Below are 19,620 nucleotides of genomic sequence, written 5' to 3'. Positions count from 1 at the left end.
GGAGATAAAGTAAATGAGCACCTATTATGATATTTTAGAAATAGACCAGGATGCCAGTTCTGCACAGATAAAAAAATCTTATTTTAAGATGGTTAGGAAGTATCCACCAGAAAGATTTTCAGAAAAGTTCATGGAAGTTCGAAAGGCCTATGAAATATTAAGTAATGAGAAAACTAGAGAAGAATATGATAGTTTTATTAATATACCTGGTACTGCCAAAGAAAGATTTGATAATGCAAATGAATTATTCAAAGAAGGTGAAAATCAAAGGGCCATAAAGATTCTAGAAGAATTACATAGAGAGTTCCCGAATATATTGGTAATACAAAGTCTTCTTGGAGAGGCATGTATTCAAAATAACAATAGTGGTAAGGCTATAAATATTTTTGAGAAACTTGCAAAATCAGCCCCTGATAACGCAAGCTTTGCCGGATATCTGGCAAAGGCATATCTGATGAGAGGATGGCATAAAAAGGCAGTTAAAAGTTTTGAAAAGGCCATAGAACTGGATGAAGATAATTTTTCCTTGTGGATGGGTCTCAGCGAGGCATACATGGAAGGAAACAACGCTGAAAAAGCTAAGGAAGTTCTCTATGGGCTTATTGAAAGAAATGGAAATGAAGATTTTATTATAAGTGCCTATCTTGCTGTTTTCATTATAGATTTAAAAGAAGGTAATTTTGAAAGTATGAAGAAAAATCTTGAAAAATTATCAACTGAAGCAATTAAACAAGAAGATGAGAAGGAACATATAGCATGGATATTGCTTATGATTTCCAAACGAATGGTAGAAGCGGAATTGTTTGATCCTGCTGGAGAAATATTAGAAAAAGCAGAAAAAATTTCACCGGATAATGAGGAAATAAGAGAACTTAAACTAAGAGTAGATAGATTTCATAAATTTGAAGAAGACCTTTTGAGTTTGGAAGAAGATGAATTTTACGATGAAAGTTTTGTGAATTTTATAGTCAGTAAGATATTACCTGAAGAATCAATGGGTTCAGAGCTTTATATCCGGGGGGCAGAATGTGAATTTTTAGTGAATATAAATAAATATAGAAAGTATATTATAGCATTTTCAAAAAAATATTTTAATCTATATGAGGAGTTAAAAGATTTTTTTGAAAAAGCACTTAATAATAAGGAAAGAAATAAATTGATTAAAGAGCATGAAAAGTATTTTAAAAGTCATAGAGGTATGCTTGAAATGGCCATTGAAGGCATAGGATTTGAAAATTTATTTGATGATTTTGGAAATGATGAAGGTTATAATCCCTGGCAAATGGGACAAGATACTTATGTGAGAGAAGAACCCAAAATAGGAAGAAATGATCCATGTCCTTGTGGAAGTGGTAAAAAGTATAAAAAGTGCTGTGGCAGGTAGAAATGCTTTAAGTACGAACTGCAATCAAACCAGCATACTGCTAAATTAATAGTCTGGTATGCTGGTTTATTATAAACTACTTGCCGCTGGTACCGTAATTTGACAATACCCTGGCACTAGGATCGTTAACGTTGCAGCCTTCCCACTCTTTATTAGGCATCCAGAAGTCTGTTATCATTTCTGCTTGTCCTGAATAGTGTTTTTCAAAAATTTCCCTGTATAATAATGATTCTTTTGTAAATGGTTTAGCGTGATATTCATAGTTTTCACATATTTTTTCAAATTCCTCATCACTATAGAATGTTTCTGAATATTCTTTTAAATAGTCCACCATGGAATGACCTACAGCATCACTAAATGCGGCTTTTTCACGGTACAGTATATCCTGTGGCAGATAGTCTCCTTCAAAGGAGCGTCTTAAAAGATATTTGCCCATGTTGTATTTGTTTAATTTCTTTTCAGGGTCTATGGACATAACATATTTTACAAAATCCAAATCCCCAAAAGGTACCCTTGCTTCCAGGGAATTTGAACTGATGCAGCGGTCTGCACGAAGCACATCATACATATGAAGTTCTCTGATTCTCTTTTGTGATTCCTTTTGGAATTCTTCTGCATTTGGAGCAAAATCAGTATACTTATATCCAAATAATTCGTCAGAAATTTCACCGGTTAAAAGAACTCTTATATCGGAAATTTCATGTATTTTCTTACAGATCAAATACATTCCCATACTTGCCCTTATTGTAGTAATATCATAGGTGCCGAGAATTTTAATAACTTCATCCAGTGACTGGAGCACTTCTTCTTTTGTCATATAGACAACGGTGTGATCGCTGTGGATGTAATCTGCAACTTCCTTTGCATATTTCAAATCAATGGCATCTTCAGTCATACCTACAGAAAAGGTTCTAATTGGTTTCTCAGGGTTCATTTTTTGGGCAATTGCACATACTAGTGAACTATCTAAGCCCCCACTTAACAGAAAGCCTACAGGAGCATCCGCATCCATACGCTTTTCCACAGCAGCCACTAATTTATCATGAATTTTATTGAAGATGGTATCCAGGTCATCTTTGCAATAAGCACCTTCTTTTGCTGCTATATCATAATAGCATGTAAATTTACCGTCAGTGTAATAATGTCCTGGTGGAAAAGGCATAATTTTATCTGTAAGGCCAATTAAATTTTTTGCTTCACTTGCAAATATAATTTTACCTGATTCAGAATAACCATAAAAAAGAGGGCGAATTCCAATTGGATCACGGGCTGCAATATAGCTGTCCTTTTTTCCGTCATAAATAACAGTTGCAAATTCTGCATCCAATTTTGAAAACATATCTAGTCCGTATTCATAATACATGGGAAGTAATATTTCGCAATCGCTGTCAGAAATAAATTTATGTCCCTTTTTTATAAGGTCTTTTTTAATTTCACGGAAGCCATAAATTTCACCGTTACAAATAGCTGCATCCATTTTCCTGGTGAAGGGCTGCATTCCACTGAAACTTAAATCCATAATAGAAAGTCTTTGAAAGCCCAATATACCAGAGGGTAAAGTGAGAATTTCCATCATATCAGGTCCTCTGGATTCCGTTCTTTGAAGAGCCTCTGCAAATTTTCCATGTTTCATATCTGTTCCTGTATAACACATGATTGTGCACATATAATATTCCTCCTAATACAATAAGTTTAATAAATATCTTTTAAATTTTATATTTTAATTTTTCTATAAAAGTTTTGTAGTCTGCCCGTTTGTTATAATTTGTTTTAGATATAAAAATAGCGTCAATCCGTCTTAAATAATAGGACGAATTAACGCTTATCCGTGGTGCCACCTAATTTACCATAATAATACATATTGGTCTCTTTCCAGCTAATACTGGTATCCAAATAACGCATGGAATACGACGCTCCTACTTTATTTGAACCTGCTTTAAGAGGTTTAAATTAAATACACAAATATTTCGGTTTGCAACTTCGGAGTGTTATTCAAAAAAACCCTGCCCCCTGGGTTTACACTGTCCCCAGTTCACTGTCGGTGGAACATTTTTCCTACTTGTCTCCATCATCGCTTTTCTTTGATGAATTTAATTCTAAACTGTATATATGTTTTTGTCAATACTTTTTTATGAGTAAAATTATTAATGTTAATAAAATAACCAAGATATAAAATAAAATTTATTTTATATTGCCATTTTTTTTGATAAAGTCATAAAAGCAGTACATTTAAAAACATGTGGAAATTTAAGTTACAGCTTTTTATCATCTATTGAATTGAACCAATTATTTATAACTTCAATAATTGAACCTATGCATCCGTTCTGGAAAGGAGATTTAAGATTAGCCATTTCAACAAGTTCCAAAAAGGACTTTGTACCTCCAACTTTACATATTCTTATATAGTCTTCCCAGGCAGATTTTCTATTGTCCATTGATTTTTTCCAGAATTGAAGAGCACATATCTGGGCAAGAGTGTAGTCTATATAGTAAAAGGGTACGTTGAATATATGGGATTGCTGAAACCACCATGCTCCATTTTCTAAGAAATCACAGCCGGTATAATCTTTATGGGGCAAATATTTTTTTTCTATGCTTCTCCAGGCTTTTTTTCTATCATCAGGGGTTGCCTCTGGATTTTCATAAACGTAATGCTGAAATTCATCTACTGTAACTCCATAAGGTATGAATTTTACAGCATTCTCAAGATGGGCAAATCTGTATTTATTAGTGTCTTCCTGAAAAAATAGTTTCATCCAGGGCCAGGTGAAAAACTCCATACTCATTGAATGTATTTCACAGCTTTCATAGGTGGGAAATATGCACTCTGGAATTTCAATCCACCTGGACAGATAAGTTTGAAAGGCATGACCTGCTTCGTGGGTTAAAACATCCACATCTCCTGAAGTTCCATTGAAATTTGAAAATATAAAAGGTGCCCTGTATTTTGGTATATAGGTGCAGTAGCCGCCTCCTGCCTTATTTTCTTTAGTCACTAAATCTAAAAGTTCTCTATCTAACATAAAATTAAAAAATTCTCCAGTTTCTGAAGATAATTCAGAGTACATTTTACTGGCATTTGAAACTATCCATTCTGGACTGCCTTTTGGTATGGCATTTCCAGTCGTAAATTCAAATTTTTCATCATAGTAGGCAAGGGTATCAAGGCCCAGCCTTTTAAGTTGTCTTTTGTAAAGCTCTGAGGCAACAGGTACAAGGTATTTCTCCACCTGTTTTCTAAATACAGCTACCATTTCAGGAGTATAGTCGCTTCTTTTCATGCGGATATAACCAAGTTCTACAAAATTTTTAAAGCCTAGTTTTTTAGCTATCTTAGTTCTTACCTTTACAAGATTATCATATATTCTGTCAATTTCATTTTCTTTTTCTTTGAAAAATTTATATTTGGCATCTGAAGCATTTTTCCTTATTTCCCTGTCTTTGCTTTGCATGAAAGGTGTGAGACCGGATAAATTTCTTGTTTCACCCATAAATGGGATCTTCGCAGAAGCCAATAATTTAGTATATTCTGATGACAATTTATTTTCAAGTTGAAGGTCTTCTATTACTTCTTTTGAAAAGGACTTTAAAGAAAATTCAGCTAGGGTAAAAAATTGTCTGCCAAGTTTTTTTTCCAGTTCTTTTCGAAAACTTGATTGAACCAGTTCTTTATAAAAGGTAAAATCCAGTTCATCGTATAGGGGAGAATATTTATCCCAATAACTTCTTTCTGTATCGTAATATTCATCTTTTGTATTTATACTGTGTCTTATTTGAGCCAAGGTGCCCATGGTCTGCAGGTGGTTTCTTATATTATTTACATGGTTTATACATTCAAACTGTTCTTCACAGCTGTGAGCTGATTTTAACTTATTCACAAGAGAGTTTATGGACTTTTTTATTTCATCATAATCCGGTCTTTCATATTTGAATTCACTAAATTTCATATGATTTTCCTCCAATGCATTTAAATTTACTAATATTATATTATAAATGGGTTAATTTTCAAAATGAATTATTTAGTTAACAAGAATTATCTACTTGACAGTGGTTTTGATAAAGTTTATTGTATAAATACAGCATAAGCTGTATTACATATTATAGAAAGAAGGGTAAATAAATGAAAAATCCTATAGTTACAATTGAAATGGAAAATGGAAAATTTATAAAAATAGAGCTTTATCCAGATATTGCACCTAATACTGTCAATAATTTCATATCACTGGTACAAAAAGGATTTTATGATGGTACAATTTTTCACCGGGTTATACCAGGATTTATGATTCAGGGAGGAGATCCTGAAGGTACAGGAATGGGAGGTCCTGGTTATTCAATTAAAGGTGAATTTTCATCGAATAACTTTAAAAATGATTTAAAGCATGAAAAAGGAGTGATTTCTATGGCCAGGACAATGGCTCCTGATTCAGCAGGGTCACAATTTTTTATAATGTCAAACAATGCACCTCACTTAGATGGACAATATGCTGCCTTTGGAAAGGTAATAGAGGGTATTGAGGAAGTAGACCAAATAGTGTCACAGAAAAGGGATTATAATGACAAACCTTATGAGGATCAAATAATGAAGAATGTAACTGTGGAAACCTTTGATAAAAGATATGATGAACCTGAAATAGTAGAGGATTAAACGTGTAAAATAATATTTTGGTGAAAAGTTTTAAAAAAATAGTAGTTCTCAACTATCTGTTGAGGCTATTATTTTTATCCATTAATAATATTCAAAGGGGAAAATAGTGTAAAATGAAAAGTATACCCAATGTTATGTCCATATTAAGAATGTTATTATCTATAGCTTTATTATTTCTAAAACCATTTACTCTTTTGTTTTGGATTTTATATTCCCTGTGTGGATTTAGTGATATTGTTGATGGATATATTGCAAGAAAGACTAATTCTACAAGTAGACTGGGGAGCTTACTGGATAGTATTGGAGATATCATGTTTATGGGTTCTGCAATTATTGTTTTTTTTCCTGTAATATATATTCCAATAAAAATATGGATATGGATAATGAGCATTTTTTTCATTAGAATTATTTCGATGCTTGTAGTCTTTCAGAAATATCATACCTTTGCTATGCTTCACACCTATGCCAATAAACTAACGGGATTGATGCTGTTTTGCTTTCCGTATTTGTATAATTTTACAAATACAAATATTATAGGATATTTAATTTGTGGTATTGCAAGTATAGCTGCCGTAGAAGAACTTATAATACATATAGTGTCAAGAGAATTGTCAAGAGATATTGTGGGCATATTTTCTAAATTTTTAAAAGTAAATCATTAGAACCTTGTTCCCATGGATGAGTATTATATAGTAGTAAAATGGTGAGATATTATTTAATTTGGGGATGAGAGTATGTACTATGAATTTAAAGAAGACATAAAAACTCTAGCACATAAGGAAATTAGCAAAGCACATAAAAAAGAAGGAATAATATTAGATTTAAGTGACTTACATTATACGGTGGAGGTTGATGAAAAAAATGAAGCATATCTTTTAATTAGTGACTTGAAAAAGGTGTATTTTTATAATTCTGAAAACAACTTAACTTTAAGTGATATTGATTATATAGTGATTAGTGGAGATTTTGTGGAGGATGGCAATTCAGAGGCATCCTTTCAGAAGGCTTTTCATTTTATAGATATACTGAGTAAACAGCTCAATATACCATATAAAAATATAATTATAGTACCTGGAAATCATGACCTGAGTTGGAATATCACTATGAACAGCTATCACTTATCCATGGGTATCCCAGAGTCTAAAGATAAAGTAGTTACAAATATCGGGAAGGATTTATTCTATTTAAAAAGAAATAGCAGGGAATGGCATAAAAAATTTGCAAACTACAATAAATATCTATACCAGAGGTTATATAAAGTACCTTTTCCAGAGGAGCCTAAAGAGCAGTTTAAAGTTATATTAGGAGATTTTATGGATAATAGGAAACTAGCATTTTTTATGCTCAATACATCAGCTGAGATTGATCACTTTTATCGTAAAATAACTTATTTTGATACAGAAGGTTTGATAAAAGCTTCAAGACAAATACCTGAAAATGACATAATTAAAATAGCAGTGGGACATCATCCTGTAAATATCATAAGTGGATATGAAAATAATATTCCTTTTGCAAATGTACTGCAGAACGAGAATTTCAAAATTTACTTACATGGTCATGTCCATAGAAGTATAAGCCTTGACTATTTAAATCCTCAAAATATAAATCCCAACATGATTATGATTGGATCGGGAGCTTTAAGTGTGGGAAAAAATGGCCTATGGCCAGGTGTTCCAGGAAGATATAATGTAATAAAAATATCCAAAACGGATATGCCAAATAAAATACTTGTATCTGTAAATACTCGCCAGCGTGAATATATAGGAAATTACTGGCAGCCGGCATATATATACTACGAAGATGATGGTAAAAGGCTCACTAATATATGGAGTAATATTATATAAAATTATACAGAATTGAAATATAAATAAAAGGCTAGATAAAATAATCTAATCTTTTATTATGGCAATAATGGCCCATATTTGGAAAGCCTTAAAAGTAGATGCAATTATTATTTGACCACTTTGCGTCAGTTCCTGTATTCCAATAACAGAATTAATTGTAGTATTATCTGACTTGGTTACTATAGTAATTTCGGAGCTGTAATATGAATCTCAAAAATCCAATGTCTTTTTTCTTTCCTCAGTTATACTCATACCAGACACTGAACTGTCTATTTGGCTTGATTGAACAGCTGGTATTATTTCATTTAAATCATATTTTTATAAAAATTCATAGCTAATAAAATCAAATTTCGATTTGATATCTGATTGACATTAATGAATTAATTACATATAATAAATATATGAACAATCACTCATATGTTTATGTGTTCATAAAATATGCAGGGATTATTGATAGGTAACTTAAATTATAGCTGTATCAAGACTATTTTTTACTGTAAATCAGCTTATATATAAGAAAAATTTTAACTGTTGGGGGGAGGAGAATGGATAAAGTAATTAAAAATCCAAGCAGGAGCAATATAAAATTAGTAACTAAAAATATCATTAAGAGTAGTGAAAGTGTTACACCAAAGGAAATTAACTCAAATATAAAAAAAGAATTCATATTAGAAGGGCTGGATTGTGCTAACTGTGCTGCAAAGATAGAAAGAGAGTCTAATCATATAGAGGGTGTAAAATCTGCTGTAATGGATTTTGTTAATTCAAAACTTATATTAGACATAGAAAATCCATCTAGAAAAAATGATATTATTTTAAAAGTTGAACAAATTGTTAAAAGAATAGAACCAGAGATAAATGTTGTTGAATTTGAAAATAAAGTTCATGAACACAAAGAAGGGCATGGAGAAAACAGCAAAAAACAAATAGCCATATTGATTATTGGTGCAGTAATTTTTGGGATAGCAACTGCTTTTGAATTTTCAAATATCCTGGAAGTTGTAATGTATTTAATAGCCTATGTGCTTGCGGGAAGGGGAGTAGTCCTAAGAGCATTGAAAAATATAAGCAGGGGCCAAATATTTGATGAAAACTTTTTAATGAGTACGGCAACTATTGGAGCTTTTGCTATAGGGCAGTATCCAGAAGGTGTGGCAGTTATGCTTTTTTACCAGCTGGGAGAGCTGCTTCAGGGAATAGCTGTTAATCGCTCTAGAAAGTCCATTACGGATCTTATGGATATAAGACCTGATTTCGCCAACTTGAAAATAGGAGATAATATTAAAAAAGTATCCCCGGAGGAGGTTCAAGTAGGCAGTGTTATAGTGGTAAGACCAGGAGAAAAAGTACCCCTGGATGGCATGGTAGTTGAAGGAAATTCAATGGTGGATACCTCAGCTCTTACCGGGGAATCAGTGCCAAGAAAAGTAATAACAGGTGATAGCATACTTGGAGGTGTTATCAATAAAAATGGATTACTTTCCATTAAAGTAGAAAAGGAATTTGGAGATTCAACTATTGCAAAAATACTTGATTTGGTTCAAAATGCCAGCAGTAAAAAGGCACCAACTGAAAACTTTATTACAAAGTTCGCCAGATATTATACTCCTTTTGTTGTTTTTTCAGCTGTAGCCTTGGCATTGCTGCCTCCGTTGTTTATTTATGGCGCTACTTTCTCCCAGTGGATATATAGAGCTTTGGCATTTTTGGTAGTATCTTGTCCTTGTGCTTTGGTAGTATCTATACCCCTTGGATTCTTTGGAGGAATAGGGGGGGCTTCAAAAAATGGAATATTAGTTAAAGGCGGAAATTACCTTGAAGCTTTAAATAGTGTGGAAGGTGTAGTATTTGATAAAACAGGAACTCTTACAAAAGGCGTATTTAGGGTAACGGAAGTAAAATCACAAAACGATATTTCAAAAGAGGAGCTTATAACTTATGCAGCTCATGCAGAAAGTTATTCTAATCATCCAATAGCAAATTCCATATTAAATGTTTATGGAAAGGAAATATCAAAGGGTTCAATAAAAGGCTATGAAGAAATATCAGGTCATGGTGTAAAAGTTATGGTTGGGGGTAAAGAAGTGTTAGCCGGTAACTATAAACTTATGAATAAAGAAGGTATAGACTATGAACAGGTTGAAACGACAGGTACAGCAGTTCATGTTGCTGTGGATAAAGTATATGCAGGATGTATAATAATATCTGATGAAGTTAAAGATGATTCAAAAAAAGCAGTTAGGGCTTTAAAGGATATAGGTATAAAAAAAATAGTCATGCTTACCGGCGACAATAAAACAGTTGGAACTAAAGTGGCCAGACAACTGGGAATAGATGAAGTCTATACTGAACTTCTGCCAGATGAAAAGGTTGAAAAGATAGAATTGTTTGACAGGGAAAAGTCACCAAAGGGTAAATTGATATTTGTAGGGGACGGTATAAATGATGCCCCTGTTCTAGCAAGAGCTGATATAGGTATAGCAATGGGAGGAGTGGGTTCTGATGCCGCAATTGAAGCAGCAGACGTAGTTATAATGACCGATGAACCCTCAAAGATTGCTTCAGCCATAAAAATAGCTAGGAAAACGAGAAATATTGTGATGCAAAATATAGTTTTTGCATTAGGTGTTAAGTTGATTCTGCTTGTACTTATAGCGCTTGGGTTAGGTACTATGTGGGAAGCTGTATTTGGGGATGTGGGGGTAACACTTATCGCGGTGTTAAATTCCATGAGAGCCATGAAAACAGTTAATATCTGATATATGGGAAGGTACCCGGGTTTGTGTAAAACAAATCAAAGTGCCTTCTTTTCCTATTTATTATTAATTATGGATTTAATCATAGCCCGATTATTTATTTCAAAGGCATAATCTGGCTGAGATGATCTATATTCTTCAATTCTAAAAGTTTTTTCAAATTTTTTAAAAATATTATCTTCGTTAAATCTTGCTGCATATAATTCCAGTACAAAATTTCTGGTTTTATTTGTGGCTTCAATACATTCTTCCCAATATGTAGGTGTTTTACTTTTACTAACTAATCCAAAATGATAATGAGCATTTATTATATTCTTCAAACCCATGGTAATTTTGTCACTTCCTTTATGATTTTTATTATTACAATTATTATATGCTATAAGACTTTAGGGAAAAAAGAAGGTATATACAAATTTATTGATAATATTTAAATCATTTAGGCAGTTATAAACGTTCTATAATATAGAAGAGTCTTCGAAGCATATTTAGGAGGATTAATTTTGAGTGATGAATGTAATATATTACAAAAAACAAAAAATGACCATGCAATTTCTTTAGAAGATCTGATTACTCTTTATTATCCAGATATATTCCGATATTGTCTTTGGCATACCACTGATCCTCAGACAGCAGAAGATGCTACCCAGGAAACATTTTTAAAGACTATTCGTTATTTTGGAAAATATATTCATTGTGGCAAATTCAAATCTTATATATATAAAGTGGCTTCAAATGTATGTATTGATATCTGGCGAAAGAAAGGAATGGAGTCTCTGCCTGAAAATATTACATATGTGGAAAAAGGATTTTTACAAACTGAATTTGATTTAGACCTTAAGCATATGGTAGAAAATCTGCCTGAAAAATATAGGGAGATTGTACTATTAAGATTTGCACAGGATTTATCCATGAGGGAAATTGCAGAAATAGAAAATATCCCTCTTCGCACTGTACAATCCCGTTTGAGAGGGGCACTTAAACAGATTAAAAAAAATATTAGAAAGGGAGAAAAAAATTTGTGAATAAAAAATTATCTTCGGATTTAAAGAGAACTCTCAATACACATCCAATATATTCGCAGAGACATGTGAATGAAACTGTGGACTTAGTGTGCAAAGAGTATGGAGTTTATAGGGCAGCACAGAGAATAGGTTATAGTGAATTCTTATGCCGTCAAATTTCATTTATAGGTAAAAAGGTGTGGATGTATCAAGGAGCAATATTAACTTTTATGTGTTTTTTGTTGAATACTGTTTTTCAAGGAGATCTCCAATATATTGTAAATCGCCATACTCCAGAGGTACTTTGCTTTTATGCAGTTTTTATTGCTGTAACAGGATTATCCGCTCTTCAAAGATCAAGAAAATACAGAATGTATGAAGTGGAATTAGCATGTTGTTCCATATTCAAATTGTTATCAAGCAGATTAATCATTATTGCCGTTGGTGACAGTGTTTTTCTGGCTGCAGTTGCCCTTATAGTGTTAAATAGAGTAAGTATGTCTATGGCTTTTATAGCAGTCTATTTATTGATGCCATTTTTAATATGCTGCTGTGGATGTATTTTTGTATTGGGTTTTAAACCTGGGCAATACAGCGTGTTTATTTGTAAAGTTTTTTGTGTAATTATATTGCCTGTACAGTTTTTGTTCCACAGGCTGATACCGCAGGCTTACTATAATACGTCTTTAACGGCATGGGTTATTTGCAGTATTTTCTTTACAGTGATTCTGGTTTTTCAAATGTATAAATTAATAACAAAATCCACAAGAATGTGTGACCATTATTTTGTAGATTGGAGTGATAACTATGGAACTTGAAATTTGTAATTTGACTAAAAAATATAAAGACAAAACTGCCGTTAATAATGTGAGTTTGAAAATATCTCCTGGTGTATGGGGGCTTCTTGGTGCAAATGGTGCAGGAAAGACTACTTTGATAAGAATGATTACTGGCATTATGGCCCCAACTTCAGGAGATATATTATATGATGGAATGAAAATCAGTGTACTGAAAGGAGCCTATGGTGATATTTTAGGTTATCTGCCCCAGGACTTTGGGTTCTATCCTGAATTTACAGTAATGGATTATTTGGAATATATGAGTGCCCTGAAAGGACTTACCAAAAGGGATACAAAAACAAAGATAGATGAATTGCTTCAGATACTCACTCTCACTGAAGTGAGAAAAAAGAAAATTTCTAAACTTTCAGGGGGAATGAAAAGGCGGGTAGGTATTGCACAAGCTCTCTTAAATGATCCTGAAGTTTTGATCTTAGATGAGCCAACCAATGGATTGGATCCAGGAGAACGGGTGAAATTCCGTAAACTTATTTCTGAATTTGCCAAAAATAGAATTGTGTTAATTTCCACACATATTGTTTCTGATGTGGAATACATAGCTACCTGCAACGCTATTATGAAAGAGGGAGAAATTATTTGCACAGGAGCTACTGAAGAACTTGTAAAGACTATTGAAGGCAAAGTATGGGAGAGTATAATATTACCCAGGCAACTTCTTTCATATGAAAAAAGTACCCGTATTGTAAATATATTAAATGAGGAAAATGGAAATCTTTCTATAAGATATTTGTCAAATACACCGGATATACCTAATTCAAAAGCTGCTGTTCCACGGCTGGAAGATTTATATTTGTGGATGTTTCCAGAATATGAAACAAGTAAGGGGGATATTTGATATGCGTATTTTCTACTTAGAACTAAAGAGGGTACTGAAGACTCCTTCAACATGGATTTTAATCCTTACAACTATTTTGTTGTCTGGAATTATGGCATACTTTCCTGTATCCTATGTCCATTATGCTTATATGGATAAAAATGAAAAAAATATAAACATCTCTGGAATAAAGGCTATAGAAGCAAAAAAAGAATTAATGCTGCAGGGAGAGATTACACAGGATAAAATACATAAAGCAGTTGAAAATTATCAGGAAGTTGCTAAAAAATATGGGAGTATATATAGTGATGATATTCCCCAGAATATATATAATGAAAAAATACTTCCTGTTCAATATATAATATATCAGTTGGAAAGTGTGTATGCAGATCCGGCCACAAAGGCACCTGGAGACTTAAGTAAAATTTCTCCTGAAGAAGCTGGGGTAAATTTCCATAAAAAATATACGGAACAGATAAAAATGAGAGTTTGGGATCCCACGTCACAAAAGAAAGCACTTTCCATGTATGAAAAAGTGAATAAACCTTTTAAATTTATGTATGGTTATGGCAGCAGTGATGCTGGAAGCTATCTTATAATATTGATCTTTCTTTTGGTAATTATATGTACATTTATTACTGCCCCAATATTTTCAGCAGATTATCAGACTGGGGCAGACAACATATTGAGGTGTGCTAAATATGGCAGGTTAAAACTTTCTGTATGTAAAGTGATTTCTGCTGTTTTAATTTCCAGCATAATTTTTACAATCTGTATTTCCATATTCAGTATCATTGAAAACAATGTATTTGGATGGAACAGCCTAAAAGCATCACTTCAAAGTGTAGAAGGTATTTGTCTGCCTGCTTTAAATGTGGGTCAAACTCAGATATTAACGGCAGCAGCAGGTATGCTTACACTTATTGCAGTTGTAAGTTTTACATTGTTTTTATCTTCAAAATGTAAGAATACAGCTAATTCAGTTACATTAGGGATTATATTTTGCATACTGCCCCTTATACTCTCTTCTATTTCTGGAAGTAACATTATGAATTGGATTAGAATGATTCTCCCAGCGGGAGGAGTGGGTATTGGAAATAGCTTTGGGAGTGAACTTGTGGGGCTTACTTTTCTTAAGTTAGGAGCTTTTAGCTTCTGGTCACCTTATGTAATAATTGGAGCATCAATAGTTTCTATTCCATTATTCATAACTCTCTCAATTTTATCCTACTGCAGCCATGAATCAGCTTAGAATTATTTTGTGCAGGATTCTCAAGAAGAAATAAATGAGAAAACTAGTGTAATTTAGACCTGGGAATATGAGAAGGGGAAAAATGGATTTGTTATTGAAAAAGATTATAATAAAATAAAAACAAGCTTTGTATAGAGTAGAAAAAGAATACTTTAAATGTTAAAATAATTTTTATTATTAAATAAGGCTTTCTATGGTAGGTTAAGGTATCATAGAAAGCTATTTTATCCGAAGGCTACCCATTGCTAACACCCCAATCTTCTTCAAAGTGGGGAATAAGCACTGCTGCGCCCCTGGATAAGTTCTTCTAAGGTTCAGATTACGATTCGTATTCCTTATAAGTAAACTCCATCTGAGCCTAAGAATCACTTGATTAGGAGAGAAGAAACCTTGGAGAAACAATTAACTAGAATTAATCCTAAATTACTTTTATTGGTGGGAGTACTTGGAGTATCTTTTTCATCCATATTTATAAAATATTCAAATGCTCCTAGTTTGGTTATAGCCACTTACCGTTTGGGTTGGACAGTTCTTATTCTTATTCCAGTAATAGGAATAAAGTTTAAGGGTGAAATTTTAACTCTAAAAAGAGAGGATATATTGTGGAATATACTAAGTGGATTCTTCCTTGCAATTCATTTTTCCCTGTGGTTTGAATCTTTGAAATTTACATCAGTAGCCAGTTCCACAGTGCTTGTAAGTACAGAAGTTATTTTTTCCGCCCTTGGATTTGTACTTGTATTTAAAGGTAGAATAAATAAAAAAGGAGTACTTGCAATTGTAATTACTTTTTTAGGAAGTGTAGTAATTGCAGCAAATGACTATGGCGGCGGAAAAAATGTATTGTATGGAGATGCCCTGGCACTGTTTGCAGCTGTTATGGTTGCAGTGTATACGTTAATCGGGAGAAAACAAAGAACTCACTTAAGTACAACAGTGTATACATTTGTAACCTATAGTGCATGTTTTATTACACTTATGATATTTGACTTTATAAGCCATACGCCAATTTATGGATATGGAATCCGAGAAATCATTTTGGGACTTTTGCTGGGCATTTCCTGTACATTACTGGGGCACAGTGTATTTAGCTGGTGTCTTAAATATCTAAGTCCTTCTTTTGTGTCTTCGGCTAAATTATTAGAACCGGTGTTTGCTTCTATACTTGCGGTATTTATCTATGGGGAAATTCCAGGAACTTCACAAATTATAGGAAGTATAATTGTTATTGGAGGGGTATATATGTATTCTAGGTATGAATAGTATGGGAAGAGAAATTATATATTAATCTTCTTGACAACGGTTATAGAAAAGATTTATCATATACTATAAGCAAGTACTAGCATGGAGGGAAAATATTGGACGAAACTAAACAAAAAATTATGAATGCAGCAATGTCTCTTATTAAAGATAAGGGCTATGTTGCGACTACTACTAAGGATATTGCAAATCTGGCACAAGTAAATGAATGTACTATTTTTAGAAAATTTAAAACAAAAAAAGATATTGTACTTTGTGCCATGAAAGAAAAAGAAAATTATCCAAATGTAACTCCTGATATATTTTCCAATGTAACATGGGAATTAAAAACGGATTTACAAATGTTTATGGAAAGATATTTAGAAAGGGTGACATCAGATTTTGTAAGGCTTTCTATAGGACTAAGGGCACCTCAAATTTATGAGGAAACTGCATCTATGATTATAAAAATACCAGAAGTCTTTATTAACTCATTGACAGAATATTTAAAAAAAATGTGTGAAAAGGGAAAGATTAAAAAAACGGATTTTAAATGTCTGGCTCTGACTATTTTTTCAGCAACATTTGGTTTTACATTTTTAAAAGCATCTTTTCAAGATAAACTTTCAAAAATAAAACAACAAGAATACATAAAAAAAAGTGTGGAATTATTTGTGAATGGTATTCAAATAAGAAATTAATTTTATGGTACTAACTATTCAGTATAGTACCATAAAAAATATCTTTTCATGCAAGCAAGTACATGCAATAAAAAGGAGGTCAATATATATGAAAATAACAGGTGCTGAATTATTTGTAAAAGCATTACGTAAAGAAAAGGTGAATATTTTATTTGGTTATCCTGGTGGTCAGGTAATAGATTTATTTGATGTCTTATACGCTGAAAAAGATATTGAAGTGATTTTACCTCGTCATGAACAAGGACTGGTTCATGCTGCAGATGGCTATGCACGTTCTACTGGTAAAATTGGCGTATGTTTGGTAACTAGTGGCCCTGGTGCCACAAATATTGTAACAGGAATTGCAACAGCTAATTATGATAGTGTTCCATTGGTGTGTTTTACCGGACAAGTACCAATAAGTTTGATTGGAAAAGATGCTTTTCAAGAAGTAGATATAGTTGACATTACAAAGAGCATAACTAAATATTCAATAACTGTCCGTAATAGAGATGATTTGGGTAGAGTTATTAAAAAAGCTTTTTATATAGCTCGTACAGGTAAACCAGGTGTGGTTGTAGTTGATTTACCTAAAGATATCCAATGTGCTTATGGCAGTGATGAGTATCCAGATAAAATTGAAATTGTAAGTCATAATTATGATGATAACATTCAAGTAGAAAACATAAAAAAAGCCATGGAAACTTTGAAATGTGCCCAAAAACCCGTATTTTTAATTGGCGGGGGAGTAAACATTGCCAATGCCAAAGAAGAAATGAAAAAGCTTGCAGAATCTACTGGAGTTCCAGTTATAACAACTATTATGGGTAAGGGTGCTATTCCAACTTATCATCCTCTTTATATAGGCAATATAGGTATTCATGGTAGCTATGCATCCAATACAGCAATCAGTCAGTGTGATGTACTGTTTTCTATAGGGACAAGATTCAACGACCGTATTACCGGTAAAGTTAGTGAATTTGCTAAAAATGCTATTATTATTCATGTGGATATCAATCCAATTTCAATTTCAAGGAATGTTAAAGCAGATATTCCAATAGTTGCTGATGCAAAAGAAGCTATTACTATGATGCTTGATGAAGCAGTTACTTTAGATATTTTAAAGTGGAGAGAAGAGATAAACCAATGGAAAAGAAATTATCCTATTCATATGAAATGCCAGGGAATGACACCGGAAGTTATTATTGATAAGATAAATAAAATATTTAGTAATGCCATTGTTGTCACTGATGTTGGACAAAATCAACTTTGGACTACACAATTTTTAGAATTGGATGAAAATAAAAAGATGTTAACTTCTGGGGGACTAGGTACAATGGGATATGGATTTCCAGCTGCACTAGGAGCCAAAATAGGAAATCCTGATAAAGATGTAATTGTTATTTCTGGTGATGGCGGTATGCAGATGAATATTCAGGAAATGGCTACAGCAATTGTTTATGAAATTCCATTGATTATTTGCATTTTAAACAACGGGTATTTAGGCAATGTGCGACAATGGCAAGAAATGTTTTTTAATAAGAGATACTCAAGTACCTGTTTACAATATCGAAAACATTGTAGTAGGGAGTGTAATAATCCCAATAAAGGTTGTCCAAAGTACACACCGGATTTTGTCAAGCTGGCAGAAAGTTATGGGGCAATTGGAATTCGTGTTACAAGGACAGAAGAAATTGAAGATGCTTTTAATACTGCTAAGAAGAGTACAACTATTCCTACTGTTATTGAATTTGTCATTGGGCGAGAAGAAAATGTGCTGCCAATTGTCCCTCCTGGAAACTCTCTCAGTGAAATGATAATAGAATGAGTATTAAATAACACAATCTTGTTGAAATATAAAATATGGTAAAATTGAAGTAATAAAGTAAATGTTATTATAGTGATATGAAATACTAGTGATATAGGGTATTAATAATTATGTATGCTCCAAGGGGATAAAATTTTTGTAACATACTTAAATTAAGGGCTTTGGGAGAAACCAAAACCCTATTTATTTAAGAGGGTAGCTTTATGCAATTGTCTTAAATGCATATCCTTCAGATTTTAAATATTCTATAATTTGAGGTAGTGCCCTGGCAGTTTCTTCTTTACCGTAGGTATCATGCATTAATATAATTACCTTTTCTTGTGTTCCCACACTTTCTTTTACATGCTGCAGTAGTTCTTCTGAATTTTTCCATCTGCCTTCTGCATCAAAATCATAGGCATTCCAGTCTATACTGTACATATTTTTTTCTTTCAATCTTTCATTTAATTCATTTAAATTAGGATCATTATAATATACCCTTGACATATATCCTCCTGGAAGTCTCAATATTCTTGTATTGAAGTCTTGTCCAACAATATTTCTTATGTCGGTATCAGTTTGTTCAACTTCTCCCATAAGATAACTTACATCTAGTGTATTTCCAGGATATAATTTCCTCATATTATGAGAATAGGTATGATTTCCGATAGCATGTCCTTCTTCAAAGATTTGTTTTACCAGTTCTTTGCTTTTTTCACTTGCTTCTATGTTTTGTCCTACTAAAAAGAAGGTAGCTTTTACGTCATAATTTTTTAATGTATTTAGTATTTGTGGCGTTACAGAAGTAGATGGACCATCGTCAAAAGTAAGAAATGCTATTTTTTCACCATCACTTTGAAATTTATTGTCCAGTATATCTTTTACTTTTTGTGCATCATAAGTATACTCTTTGCCGATAGAGGACACATTTTTTCTATCATCATTTTTTTTGTTATCAGAGGAAGTATCCTTATTGTTATTTGTATCATTATTTTTAATTACATTTGTATCTTCTACATTGTCATTTTTATTATTTTCTTTAAGGGGCTCAGCTTTATAAGTTTTATCCCTGGTTAATTCTGTTGCAGATATTACTTTATTATTTTTTATTTTAGAGGCATAAAAATAATTGTAAGTTTTGAAAGATATAGTAAAAGTTAAAATTATACAGATAAAAAACAAACATCTATTCCTTAAAATTTTGATACGTTTATTTCTTTTATTTATTCTAGTCATTTTAGTATCTCCTATCCCTATAAAAACAAAATTTGTATAAAACCCTTTTTATAATTTATATTACAACATATTTCTTAATTTTACCTAACTAAATTATAACAA

16 protein-coding genes, 2 pseudogenes and 1 other annotated feature are annotated in these 19,620 nt (G+C 32.5%); of the genes and pseudogenes, 13 read left to right on the top strand and 5 right to left on the bottom strand.

All coding sequences use genetic code 11. The annotated features are described in order from the left end of the window. Positions 1 to 13: 13 nt before the first annotated feature. Together V7Q02_RS15900 and V7Q02_RS15895 are read left to right on the top strand one after the other, a co-directional pair. Positions 14 to 607 (top strand): annotated as a pseudogene (locus V7Q02_RS15900) (tetratricopeptide repeat protein); the annotation flags it as partial. 687 nt (positions 608 to 1,294) lie between these two features. Continuing rightward, positions 1,295 to 1,384, top strand: a pseudogene (locus V7Q02_RS15895) (SEC-C metal-binding domain-containing protein); the annotation flags it as partial. Between the two features lie 76 nt (positions 1,385 to 1,460). On the opposite strand, the gene asnB reads toward V7Q02_RS15895, so the two are convergent. After that, complete coding sequence (gene asnB, locus V7Q02_RS03005) at positions 1,461 to 3,050, bottom strand: asparagine synthase B (protein WP_333859489.1); 1,590 nt, start codon at positions 3,048 to 3,050, stop codon at positions 1,461 to 1,463. Positions 3,051 to 3,187: 137 nt separating this feature from the next. Further along, positions 3,188 to 3,465 (bottom strand) — a binding site (T-box leader). A gap of 171 nt (positions 3,466 to 3,636) precedes the next feature. Beyond that, a complete protein-coding gene (locus V7Q02_RS03000) occupies positions 3,637 to 5,331 on the bottom strand; it encodes a M3 family oligoendopeptidase (RefSeq protein WP_333859488.1) in 1,695 nt (564 codons plus the stop codon). A gap of 173 nt (positions 5,332 to 5,504) precedes the next feature. Between V7Q02_RS03000 and V7Q02_RS02995 the strand changes: the two genes are divergently transcribed. The 3 genes from V7Q02_RS02995 (at position 5,505) to V7Q02_RS02985 (ending at position 7,873) form a co-directional block, all read left to right on the top strand. Continuing rightward, positions 5,505 to 6,029, top strand: a complete 525-nt coding sequence (locus V7Q02_RS02995) for a peptidylprolyl isomerase (protein WP_333859487.1) — start codon at positions 5,505 to 5,507, stop codon at positions 6,027 to 6,029. 113 nt (positions 6,030 to 6,142) lie between these two features. Beyond that, positions 6,143 to 6,691: a CDP-alcohol phosphatidyltransferase family protein gene (locus tag V7Q02_RS02990; RefSeq protein WP_333859486.1), complete on the top strand. Its 549-nt coding sequence runs from the start codon at positions 6,143 to 6,145 to the stop codon at positions 6,689 to 6,691. 72 nt (positions 6,692 to 6,763) lie between these two features. After that, entirely contained in the window at positions 6,764 to 7,873 is a 1,110-nt protein-coding gene (locus V7Q02_RS02985) for a metallophosphoesterase family protein (protein ID WP_333859485.1), read from the top strand. A gap of 210 nt (positions 7,874 to 8,083) precedes the next feature. On the opposite strand, the gene V7Q02_RS15890 is transcribed toward V7Q02_RS02985, so the two are convergent. Continuing rightward, complete coding sequence (locus V7Q02_RS15890) at positions 8,084 to 8,173, bottom strand: transporter substrate-binding domain-containing protein (RefSeq protein ID WP_373844365.1); 90 nt, start codon at positions 8,171 to 8,173, stop codon at positions 8,084 to 8,086. 245 nt (positions 8,174 to 8,418) lie between these two features. On the opposite strand from V7Q02_RS15890, the gene V7Q02_RS02980 reads away from it, so the two are divergent. After that, positions 8,419 to 10,632, top strand: a complete 2,214-nt coding sequence (locus V7Q02_RS02980) for a heavy metal translocating P-type ATPase (protein WP_333859484.1) — start codon at positions 8,419 to 8,421, stop codon at positions 10,630 to 10,632. 53 nt (positions 10,633 to 10,685) lie between these two features. On the opposite strand, the gene V7Q02_RS02975 is transcribed toward V7Q02_RS02980, so the two are convergent. Beyond that, positions 10,686 to 10,955 (bottom strand): hypothetical protein, encoded by a 270-nt coding sequence (locus V7Q02_RS02975; protein ID WP_333859483.1) that lies wholly within the window; start codon positions 10,953 to 10,955, stop codon positions 10,686 to 10,688. A 174-nt stretch (positions 10,956 to 11,129) separates the two neighbouring features. On the opposite strand from V7Q02_RS02975, the gene V7Q02_RS02970 reads away from it, so the two are divergent. From V7Q02_RS02970 to ilvB, 7 genes are all read left to right on the top strand, one after another. Then, entirely contained in the window at positions 11,130 to 11,651 is a 522-nt protein-coding gene (locus V7Q02_RS02970) for an RNA polymerase sigma factor (RefSeq protein WP_333859482.1), read from the top strand. Continuing rightward, positions 11,648 to 12,448, top strand: a complete 801-nt coding sequence (locus V7Q02_RS02965) for a hypothetical protein (protein WP_333859481.1) — start codon at positions 11,648 to 11,650, stop codon at positions 12,446 to 12,448. The genes V7Q02_RS02970 and V7Q02_RS02965 overlap by 4 nt, the downstream gene beginning before the upstream one ends. Next, positions 12,438 to 13,325 (top strand): ABC transporter ATP-binding protein, encoded by an 888-nt coding sequence (locus V7Q02_RS02960; RefSeq protein WP_333859480.1) that lies wholly within the window; start codon positions 12,438 to 12,440, stop codon positions 13,323 to 13,325. The genes V7Q02_RS02965 and V7Q02_RS02960 overlap by 11 nt, the downstream gene beginning before the upstream one ends. A 1-nt stretch (position 13,326) precedes the next feature. After that, a complete protein-coding gene (locus V7Q02_RS02955) occupies positions 13,327 to 14,556 on the top strand; it encodes an ABC transporter permease (protein ID WP_333859479.1) in 1,230 nt (409 codons plus the stop codon). A gap of 390 nt (positions 14,557 to 14,946) precedes the next feature. Then, positions 14,947 to 15,819: a DMT family transporter gene (locus tag V7Q02_RS02950; protein WP_333859478.1), complete on the top strand. Its 873-nt coding sequence runs from the start codon at positions 14,947 to 14,949 to the stop codon at positions 15,817 to 15,819. A 95-nt stretch (positions 15,820 to 15,914) separates the two neighbouring features. Next, complete coding sequence (locus V7Q02_RS02945; protein ID WP_333859477.1) at positions 15,915 to 16,496, top strand: TetR/AcrR family transcriptional regulator; 582 nt, start codon at positions 15,915 to 15,917, stop codon at positions 16,494 to 16,496. A gap of 88 nt (positions 16,497 to 16,584) precedes the next feature. Then, on the top strand, positions 16,585 to 18,303 hold the full coding sequence (ilvB, locus tag V7Q02_RS02940; RefSeq protein WP_333859572.1) for a biosynthetic-type acetolactate synthase large subunit: 1,719 nt from the start codon (positions 16,585 to 16,587) through the stop codon (positions 18,301 to 18,303). A gap of 201 nt (positions 18,304 to 18,504) precedes the next feature. Here ilvB and V7Q02_RS02935 read toward each other — a convergent pair whose 3' ends face one another. After that, positions 18,505 to 19,518 carry a polysaccharide deacetylase family protein gene (locus tag V7Q02_RS02935; protein WP_333859476.1) on the bottom strand — a complete coding sequence of 338 codons (1,014 nt, stop codon included), beginning with the start codon at positions 19,516 to 19,518 and terminating at the stop codon, positions 18,505 to 18,507. Positions 19,519 to 19,620: the final 102 nt, after the last annotated feature.

The sequence above is a fragment of the Clostridium sp. genome (assembly GCF_036781005.1).
Taxonomy (GTDB): Bacteria; Bacillota; Clostridia; order Clostridiales; family Clostridiaceae; genus Clostridium_B.
This window is presented reverse-complemented; position numbering and strand designations above follow the sequence as displayed.